The sequence below is a fragment of the Celeribacter sp. genome, assembly GCF_048266405.1.
Lineage (GTDB): Bacteria > Pseudomonadota > Alphaproteobacteria > Rhodobacterales > Rhodobacteraceae > Celeribacter.
In genome coordinates, this window is sequence record NZ_JBLWZO010000001.1 from 932,614 (window position 1) to 941,665 (window position 9,052).

The 9,052-nt window shown below is 54.6% G+C and carries 10 protein-coding genes and 2 pseudogenes; 3 read left to right on the plus strand and 9 right to left on the minus strand.

What is annotated here, in order from left to right; genetic code table 11:
* Positions 1 to 9: 9 nt before the first annotated feature.
* Complete coding sequence (locus ACN0TS_RS04690; protein WP_417258143.1) at positions 10 to 774, minus strand: AraC family transcriptional regulator; 765 nt, start codon at positions 772 to 774, stop codon at positions 10 to 12.
* A 66-nt stretch (positions 775 to 840) separates the two neighbouring features.
* Between ACN0TS_RS04690 and ACN0TS_RS04695 the strand changes: the two genes are divergently transcribed.
* Entirely contained in the window at positions 841 to 2,214 is a 1,374-nt protein-coding gene (locus ACN0TS_RS04695; protein ID WP_417258144.1) for an SLC13 family permease, read from the plus strand.
* A gap of 224 nt (positions 2,215 to 2,438) precedes the next feature.
* Here the strand turns inward: ACN0TS_RS04695 and ACN0TS_RS04700 are convergent, their stop codons facing one another.
* Positions 2,439 to 3,047: a hypothetical protein gene (locus ACN0TS_RS04700; protein ID WP_417258145.1), complete on the minus strand. Its 609-nt coding sequence runs from the start codon at positions 3,045 to 3,047 to the stop codon at positions 2,439 to 2,441.
* Positions 3,048 to 3,543: 496 nt separating this feature from the next.
* Positions 3,544 to 4,071: a hypothetical protein gene (locus tag ACN0TS_RS04705; RefSeq protein WP_417258146.1), complete on the minus strand. Its 528-nt coding sequence runs from the start codon at positions 4,069 to 4,071 to the stop codon at positions 3,544 to 3,546.
* 120 nt (positions 4,072 to 4,191) lie between these two features.
* On the opposite strand from ACN0TS_RS04705, the gene ACN0TS_RS04710 reads away from it, so the two are divergent.
* Positions 4,192 to 4,761 (plus strand): tetratricopeptide repeat protein, encoded by a 570-nt coding sequence (locus ACN0TS_RS04710; protein ID WP_417258147.1) that lies wholly within the window; start codon positions 4,192 to 4,194, stop codon positions 4,759 to 4,761.
* Between the two features lie 4 nt (positions 4,762 to 4,765).
* Here the strand turns inward: ACN0TS_RS04710 and ACN0TS_RS04715 are convergent, their stop codons facing one another.
* From ACN0TS_RS04715 to ACN0TS_RS04740, 6 genes and pseudogenes are all read right to left on the minus strand, one after another.
* The gene (locus tag ACN0TS_RS04715; protein ID WP_417258188.1) at positions 4,766 to 4,909 is read right to left on the minus strand and encodes a transposase; all 144 of its coding nucleotides are present in this window, start codon (positions 4,907 to 4,909) and stop codon (positions 4,766 to 4,768) included.
* A complete protein-coding gene (locus tag ACN0TS_RS04720; RefSeq protein ID WP_417258148.1) occupies positions 4,867 to 5,196 on the minus strand; it encodes a hypothetical protein in 330 nt (109 codons plus the stop codon). The genes ACN0TS_RS04715 and ACN0TS_RS04720 overlap by 43 nt, the downstream gene beginning before the upstream one ends.
* A gap of 323 nt (positions 5,197 to 5,519) precedes the next feature.
* Positions 5,520 to 5,852 (minus strand): hypothetical protein, encoded by a 333-nt coding sequence (locus ACN0TS_RS04725; protein ID WP_417258149.1) that lies wholly within the window; start codon positions 5,850 to 5,852, stop codon positions 5,520 to 5,522.
* A 783-nt stretch (positions 5,853 to 6,635) separates the two neighbouring features.
* A complete protein-coding gene (locus tag ACN0TS_RS04730; protein ID WP_417258150.1) occupies positions 6,636 to 7,598 on the minus strand; it encodes a YHYH protein in 963 nt (320 codons plus the stop codon).
* A 19-nt stretch (positions 7,599 to 7,617) separates the two neighbouring features.
* Positions 7,618 to 8,259 (minus strand): PEBP family protein, encoded by a 642-nt coding sequence (locus ACN0TS_RS04735; RefSeq protein ID WP_417258151.1) that lies wholly within the window; start codon positions 8,257 to 8,259, stop codon positions 7,618 to 7,620.
* Positions 8,260 to 8,504: 245 nt separating this feature from the next.
* Positions 8,505 to 8,708: pseudogene (locus ACN0TS_RS04740) on the minus strand (integrase core domain-containing protein); the annotation flags it as partial.
* Between the two features lie 137 nt (positions 8,709 to 8,845).
* Between ACN0TS_RS04740 and ACN0TS_RS04745 the strand changes: the two are divergent.
* Positions 8,846 to 9,052: pseudogene (locus ACN0TS_RS04745) on the plus strand (IS110 family transposase); the annotation flags it as partial.

A 9,052-nucleotide genomic window follows, 5' to 3' on the forward strand; every position in this document is an offset into this window, starting at 1 on the left:
GCAGGTCTGCTAACGGCGATGGCGCCATTCGGTTGGCGTCATCCCGCTCTGGCGGCGGAAGGCCGCGATAAAGGCGGACGGGCTTGAATATCCGAGCGACGCGGCAAGCGCACTGCTGTTTTGGCCCAATTGCAGCCCCTCAAGCGCCAGCACAAAGCGCATCCTGTCGCGCCAGTCCCGCCAAGTCATCCCCGTCTCTTGCAGGAAAAGACGGCTGAGCGTCCGCTCGCTTGTGCCCGTCGCCTGAGCAAGCTGGCTCAGGCTATTGGCCTCGCGCGGGGCCTCCATTACACGCGCCATAACAGCCGCAACACGCGGCTCACCACTGCCTGGAAGGTGAAGATCGGGGCGCTCAAGACGGGCGATTTCATCCAGCGCGACCCAGCCCAATCGCCTTTGTTGTGCTTGCGGTAGAGGCTCGTCCCGCATCAGACGCCGCGCAATTCCGCGCATCAAAGGCGTCGCACGCAAAACCGTTGGCTTGCTTGGCATCGTGATGCGACTACCAAACTTGGGATGCAGTTGAAACGCCTGAAATTCGATGTCGCCCGATGCCTCAACCGTTGGCCAAGTCCCCGCAGGGAGCCATATCCCGTAGCGATCTGGGATAAACCAGCGATCATCGCCAACCTCGACACGCATGAGCCCGCCAAAGCAAAACAGGACCATGGCCTGCGCACTGCGCGGCGTAAATTCGTCCCCTTTTGACAAAGGGCCAGACCACGCCACCACGGGCAAACGGCCACTTGGCGGAAAAACGACATCAATTGGCATTTTGTCGCTCTACCACAGACCACACCCACGCGGTAGCCTTGCGGCTAAATTGATTAGAGGCCCGCAATGCTCCGTTTCAAAGAAACTGTTTTCGTCATAGCTGTCGCCTCGGCTGTTTGGGTGTCCGCCGCCCAGCCAATTGGAATGACACTCAATCAGGGGATGACCTTCGGGATCGTCCTTATCACGCTCGCCCTTTGGGGCACGGGACTGGTGCCAGGGTATGTGGCGTCAACCTTCCTGTTCGTGACTTTGATCCTCGCAGGGATCGCAACGCCGCAAGAGGTGTTCTCCAGTTTCTCGTCCACTGCGATCTGGCTTGTCGTTGCGGGCTTCGTCATTGGCGCGGCGATCACCCAGACGGGTCTTGGCGCGCGCATGGGGGCCTATGCACGCCCGCATCTCTCAAAAAGCTACCCGGCATTGATCGGCGGGTTGATGGTCTTGGGCATGGTACTTGGCTTTGTCATGCCCTCCTCGCTCGGACGGGCGGCAGTGCTTGTGCCGATCGGCATGGCCCTTGCCGACGCGCTCGGCTTTGAAAAAGGCTCACTGGGACGCACAGGCGTTGCCATCATCATCGCGATCGGGACCAACATGCCGAGCTCTGCGATCCTGCCGTCCAACATCCCCAATATCATCCTGTCAGGTGTCGCCGAACAATCATTTGGCGCGCACTTCAGTTATGCTGACTACCTGTTGCTGCACTACCCTGTCCTTGGCATCATCAAGTCCACCTTCATCGTCGGGCTGGTGCTTTATTTCTTCCCTGCCCGCGTCACGGCGGCAACGGATGCGCCTGCCCCGATCAAAGGCTCCAACCGCACCCAAATCGCTCTTTTGTCGATCCTGCTGGTGACATTGGGCTTTTGGTCCACAGATCAACTACACGGCATCAACGCAGCGTGGATCGGACTGGCTGCATCTTTGGTGTTGATGATCCCTCAACTGGGCTTTCTTCCGCCGCCCGTGTTCAAGAACTCGCTCGACTTCTCCATGATCCTGTTCGTTGCGGGTGCATTAACACTTGGCACCGTCGTCAACAGCAGCGGCTTGGGCGACATCATCGCGCATGCTGTCTTGAAGGTTCTGCCATTCCAACAAGGGAGCGACTTCCTGAATTTCATGTCGCTCTCGCTTCTCGGCGTCGCTACATCCGTTTTCACAACCGCTCCGGGCATGCCAGCTGTCTTGACGCCTCTTGCACCGGAGCTGTCCCAGACAACAGGATTCTCGCTTAACGCCATCCTGATGACGCAGGTAATCGGCTTCTCAACCATCCTGTTCCCCTATCAAGTCGGACCCTTGATCGTTGCTATGGGGCTCGCTGGTGAAAGCACGAGGCCCCTGTTAAAAATCACTCTCTCGCTGTTTATGATCACCCTACTCTTCTTGATGCCACTCGATTTTCTGTGGTGGAAGTTTCTGGGACAGATCTGAAGTATGGCTGGTTTTACGGGAGAATGCCTGCCTCATGACGGCGTTCGATTTGACCCGGGCTTAGCCCCAGAAAGCGCCTCCATGCCCTGAGCTGGAGAGGCCGTTAGAGCCATGATCGGCATACCGTCGCGAAGATCATAGTTTTGGCCGCAGCGCCGTCCTGACGCGGGATAAGACAGGTGTCGAATTTGGCAGGGCAATAAAAGAGTGGTCAGAGACACCGCTCAATCCGCGGGGCAATCTCCCCAAAGAGAACCCGCATAGCCAACAGAAAACTGATTAATTTTGCAATTATCGCGGCATATTGCAGAGTCGTCGGGGTGAGACACGGTTGCCCAACCTGTGACATCCGGTCTTTCGCGCGAAAGAGCGAATGTGGAGGATATATGGACGAGGGCGCCATCCTGTACACCATCAAAGTAGACATGTCCCAGAAGATTGTTCGCCGTAAAAGCGACCAGTTCAATGCTCATCGTTGGTGACTGGGGCGGTTTGTACGTTCCTGTCCATCGTGGCCAGAATTCGAATGTGCAATACTCGTCTTCAAACTTGCGAAGCACTTCCCTGATCGGCTTGTCGAACAGGAATTTGAACCCCGGGCGGGTCTGAAGTGCCTCGTCGCCACTGTGCAACATCCCGAAATCCGCTTCTCCCTTGAAGGCACCACCACCATCGAATCCGAGCCGGCCATTCATCTCGAACAAGGTAAGTGTGCCCTTTGTCTCGCGTGGCGGGTCAAATCGCGTGCCATTAATCGTCATCTCGAACGACAAATCATGCCCCCTGTATTCACCGATCCAGAATGCCTCCTCGTGGGCGATATCATCACACATGCTCGGTGGTTTATATTCGGTGCAAGCCCAAACCCCGTCCGGCAACTGTGGCCAAAGCAAAAGGCTTACCATGAGGGCTCGCGTAAATTTCGAAAGGCTTGGATGTATGCTCATGCTTAAATTTCCGCTGTAGAGACATAAACGGCTAAGGCCACACAGCCTCAAACGGTGTGCAATCCTAACAAAAATTCCACAAATTTGCAATTGAGCGTGTGTCCGTTCCTCTTTTGAGGGCTGTCAACGCATGACCTCTTCGTCCGCGCTCTTTATGGGTGCAGCTTGCCATCCGCATGTCAGTCGGGGCACTTCAGATCGCATTCCTTAGATATTTCGCGCCTGCGTTTGCCCCGAAGCGGCTACAACTCCAGCGGCGCTCGCCATCGTCAATTGTATCGTAATCCAGCACATTTCTTGGTGGTAATCGACAGAGCGACCAACTCGGACAACCTGCTCGCAAACGCTGTTCGTAATACGGAATGAACCGCTACGCGAAATCTCACCGCAACAAGATGCCGGTGCTGAAGCTTCCGGAAAGGACCTTGCAATCGTTGGTGTCGACATCGCCATAGAGGTCTTTTGCCAGACACAGTGTAGCGGAAAAAGTTCCCGTTAACTGCCCATCTTGTTGGGTTGCTTCGTATCCCTCAATCGTAACCGTGGGGGCAATCGGTGCACCTGCGCTGGTATAGAACGGCGGGCGCATCCCATTCGTCGTGTATATAAACTCTGCCTCATTGGGCGGTGTGTCCGGCTCGAAAGCGCCCAAATAGGTCAAGCTGATGCTGAGAATATTTTTTGACGAAAACCTCGGATTTGGATGCGCTTGAATGCTGATGCTGGACAAGCGTTCCCCATTCTTGAGGCTTGCCGATGCGATCAGGGCGTCGCCAGTATCGTCCGATATGGTGAACCAGTCCTGTGCTTCACCATCCCATATGATCGAAACCGTCCCCAATTGCTCCGCTGCTGTGGCAGCTGGGAAACTGAATAAAACGAGGGCGGCAATCCGGAACAACGTGAGCAAAGGCTAAACTCCGTAATTGTGAAAATCTTGCTTGAATTCATACAATATGCGATACGAATTGGCTTTGATCAAGCGCGCGGATCGAGCCAAGTGTCCTGTGCATTGGAAAGGAAATCGTCGATGTTTGTTAGAACCCTACTCTTGATCCTTTTGGGTCTCTTCGTGCCCGCGCTCACGTTCGCGCAGACCGCACTGTCACCTCAGATCAGCAAGGCCGAGTCCGGCGATCTACAGGCACAACTTAGTGTTGCACAGTCCTATCAGTATGGTCTCGGTGCTGAGAAAGACATCCAGGAGGCGATCCGCTGGTATGAACGTGCCGCAGATCAAGGTAGCCCTCTCGCGATGTATGAACTTGGCACACTCGTCTATACGGGCGTCGCACCGGACGACCTGAGTGACACAGCGAAAGAGGCCGCCGCGGCCTCGGTCGCGTGGTTTGAAAAAGCGGCAAGACTCGGGTTTCCCCAAGCCCAAAGCACGCTTGGCTTGCTCTACGGATTTGGCGACAGAGTGGAAACTGACAGAACCAAGGGCCGGATGTGGATTGCCGCCGCCGAACTGAATGGCTTCACCCCGAGCGGCACGATGGTTCGGATGCTGGATGATAGGCTAAGCGACGAGGACATCGCCGACGCCCGTGCGCGTGCTGCGGCTTGCGTGGACTCGGAATACGAACATTGCGAATAGCCATTTAGGCCCCTGCAACAAGGTGCCGGTGAAACCTGTTGCCCATCTTCGATATGCGCCCCAGCCTTTCCTTGCCGCCAGTTAAATGCGGTCGTGGCGTCAGACCTAGCCAAGCAGAAAGGTCGCGACCTGATTTGAAGTCGGAGATATCGGCAGTGCAAAAACCAGTGCGCTGGTGGTAACCGGCCCGATGCCAGGGATCGTTTGCAGGCTCTGTGCGGCGTCATTGGCTCTAGCGTCTGCGCGGATTTCCGCGATCATCTCCTCGGTCTTCTTTTGTGTGTCCACCGGTTGATCGGCCTGCAAGTTTAGCGCCTTACGCGCTGGCACGGGCAGATCACCCCCGTCACATGCCGTGATCAGCCGCTCGACGTTATGAATACCTTTCAGAACGACGCTCCCGAACTCGCCCGGATACGCGCGCATGGCGTTCACGATCTAGGGCTGCTAGCGGACTGGAAGCGCCTTGTGTATCATCAGCCACGCCTGCGTGTCCTCGCTCTCGGCGGGAACAAATCGCATAGCTGGACTGCATCAGCCGAACGTCATGGCCATACTTGATCAATTCATGCGCCCAGTAATACGTGCTGGCGCTGAAAGAACTCAAACATTTGGTTGCATCAGAGTTGGCGGCGAAGCAGCGGGCGGCCTTTGGCGTAGACACCGTGCAGTTGGAAACCAGATTGCGCCAGATCGGTCCCGATTGTGACAATGTCAGTCATGGATGGCTCCCATTGCTGTCCGTGTTCAAGCCCTAATTATAGCACATTGCGATGCCGAAAACGGGAGTCATCTACTTCATCAATGGCGCTGCAAGGCTCATTCACAAACACATGACGCAGCACATCTCTGTCGCGAAATCGACCATATCGGTTCTTGTAAAATATCGAAAGATCGGGAATTGGATCGGACAAAGTCATCTTGCAGAACCAACGATCAGCAACGTCCATGACGTATCCCACCAACAACATCCGCATCATCAGTTCTGGTTCAATCGAAGGCCAGCCAGCAGAGCTATAAAACTCTGTCAGATGCGTCCGAACGCTGGACGGATCGATAACACTATCATTCGCTCGCAACACATGGTCCATAGGAACGTGGCCCTCTACCGAGAAAGCGCAGAAAAGAGTCGCCTAGCTTCCTAGTGTGATCTCATCATTGCCTTCAATCTCCAATATCAATTCAGATATTGAATCGGCCGCAATGACCTAGATCAACATGAGTTTTTCAACAGAATAGGCTGAAAGCTGACTTCCGGCGGCCTCGTGGCGAACGGCCACTATGTGGCAACAATCGTAGGAATGTTTCGCGATGCATCACATAAACACTAATTCTTAAAACTGAACTTTGCGTTGAGATGACATGACTCGCCATTGCATAGGATAAAGTAATTTAATCAACAGAAATGTCATCGGTTTGAGGCAGGTCCGAAAGTGCGGTATATAAGGCATAGACATCTATGGTGTATTCGTGAACGGAACCTACGGGAGAACACGGTAGCGTATAGCCAGTGCGACGCTCATATTTTGCGGCAACTTCATCCTAATAGACAAAGGGTTCGCGCGATCTATGGCGCGGACATCGGGCGGGTTATTCCACAGCAACCAATATTGGCTGAGGGGCAACTCTCCTAGCCACAGTGCCACCCGGATAATGAGGCATGATCACCGACAGGCTTTCGGTGCCCTCAGAGACGTCTCATTGCAGCGGCGGCGACACAGCATCGCCACCGTCGCGCGTGCATTTTAGCGCGACGGGAAGCATCCCACCGTCCTAAATCTCAGAACTGGACAGTTTGAGACTGTCTTGTGCCGCACAGGCAGTTGCCACAAGTGCGCCCATTGCAGCGACCGCACTTAGCTGTACAAACCGCATCAACGGCAGAATTCGCCCTTCATAATCTCACCGCTGTTTGTGACCGTTTTGGTTGTGAATGAATAGCAACCTTCAGTCTCGGTAGGTGCGTAGCGGATGTAATAGGGTTTTCCTTCATAAGTGTAGTCCATGCTGCGACTGCCATCATCGTTTTGTGTGAAAACTAGATCTTCAACGCCACCTTGAGGGGGGCGACCTGGCTGCGCTCCACCGCCCGTTGCAGCAGACAAGGGCCGCACGCGGGGCAGGGCATCGAAGTTAGGGACTTCGCCCATGAGGCATTGAACGATGTACGGAGAGTCGGGTGACGTATGGTAGCGGTAGCCAAACTCCTCGTCGGGTTGCCCATTGCAGACGTCCAATGTTCCCTCTGCAATGGCTGTGCCGTCCGGATTGGCATCGCCGTAGATTGGGAAACCATCAAAAGCCCAGCCTATGATCGCGGCATCACCAGCGTTTTCCATCTGCTCGATCATACAAGTGGGTTTGGCGTGATAGTGGTAATCATCACCCCGCCCCGCATGACCACCGCAGACGTCCAACTGATTGGTTTGCAGCGTGTCGTGGTGCGCTTGGTGGTGCGCGAGATCGGCCTGAGACATCTCTCCGCCACCTGTGTAATCATAAATCGGCACACCGTTCACCGCGACGCCCAAAGCCGCATCGCGCGTCAAGGGTGTGGTCCCCAGCTTTGGCGCCAAGATGATCGGCGCGGCGTATTCCGCGGGCACTGGCACCTGTTCATTTGTGCCGATGATCCCTGTCATTAAGTCATGATCTGGATATGTGTCTGACGTTAAAATGGCGTGGCTGTCGGTGCAGGTCACAGTGACATCATCGTCAAATCCCGCCTCCGCGACAGAGGCGGTCACGGCGTTGCAGTGATCATCGTGAGCGCTGGCAAATGTGGGAACAGAAATCAGCGACACGGTGATAAGCGCGATAGGTCTGACAAGGGTCATAGTGTGATGCTCCGATCTATTATTCTACAGTCAGGCGACACAAAATAGTGTTGCTTTGTTCAAGATCTGGGCCCCAGATCAATTCAGCGCCCTCGACCCAATTGATTTTGTCGTAGCCATCCTTGGGGCTGACCTCGCGCTCGGAATACACATTCGCATGTGGCCAATCCGATGCGTCAAATTCAGCTGTATCCCATCCTGCTGGTTCATCTGATAATTCAAACTGGCAGGCTCCTTCACCTGCCATAGGATCGGTTGCCGTTTCGCAAGATTTATCGAGCGGCGCTGTATGGATTACAAGACACTGCCAGTCATCATTGCTCACTGCGACTGGCGCGCCTGCTGCATCCAATATCTGCAAGATCACTCCCCCGTCGCCCATTTGTTGGCGCGGGGTCCCGATATATTCCAACCCTGTGTCGTTGGCTTTGAAATCTTTGGCGACCAGACCAACCACAAAGGGACGCTCAGCGTCAAAGCTAAAGCTTTCAGCGTTGAACGACCGCTCAGTGGTGATCGGCACACTGTCTTCTGCTACTTGCACCCCATCAATGCGCATCTCGAACCAATTGTCGGCCCAAACATCTGCCGTGAAAGTTTCAGCTGAAAGCGGAAGTGCAGTTGTGGCCAATACAGCCAGAGAGGGGAGGGCGAGCTTCATGGTTGTGTCCTTTGCTGAGGCTATACATCTATTACGTAGCCGCCGTCCTTTTCCGTCGGGAAAATTATGATGAAGGCTATCAGAAAAGCTCGCAGCCAAAAACTACGGCGCCTAACTTGAGCTTCAACCATGGGCAGCCCCACTTGAGTGGCACATGTTGAAAGTTGGTCCATGATTGGCCTTTGATCCATCGGCACGATGGCCTCTGGCGCAGGTCGGCGGCAACCCAATGCACTGTGTGGTCATTTTGTGTTGCAATGGTCCCTCCTGATGATTTGGGCTTCACGCAGGGAATAGAAGATTTCACCCTTCAGCAATTTATCCCTTATTCGCCCGTAGAAACGTTCGCAGTCTCCGTTCTCCCAAGGTGACCTAGGTTCAATGTAGGCAGTTTTTGCATCACTCGCCTTGATCCAGTCCCTGACGGCGTCGGCGATAAATTCCGGCCCATAACACCTTCGGAATGACGTTTTCTAAGAGGCTATGACAGCCTGCGCAGCCCTCATATAGCGCAGCAGGTGGTCATAGCCGTGCCTCAGGTCCCTACAGTGGTTTTGCACAAACCACACCGCAAAGGAGACCGACTATGACCGAGACCATCATTCCACAGAACGCGCCCATTTTGGTGGCGATCGACATCGCGAAGGCGCGCCATGAAATTTTGATTGCCATTCCAGGCAAGAAGCGACGCCGTAGATTGACAGTTCTCAACCAACTAGACGACTTCAAACGCTTGATCACAACATTGGCCAGTTACGGCCTCCCCGTTCGGGTGGCATTTGAGGCCACCGGC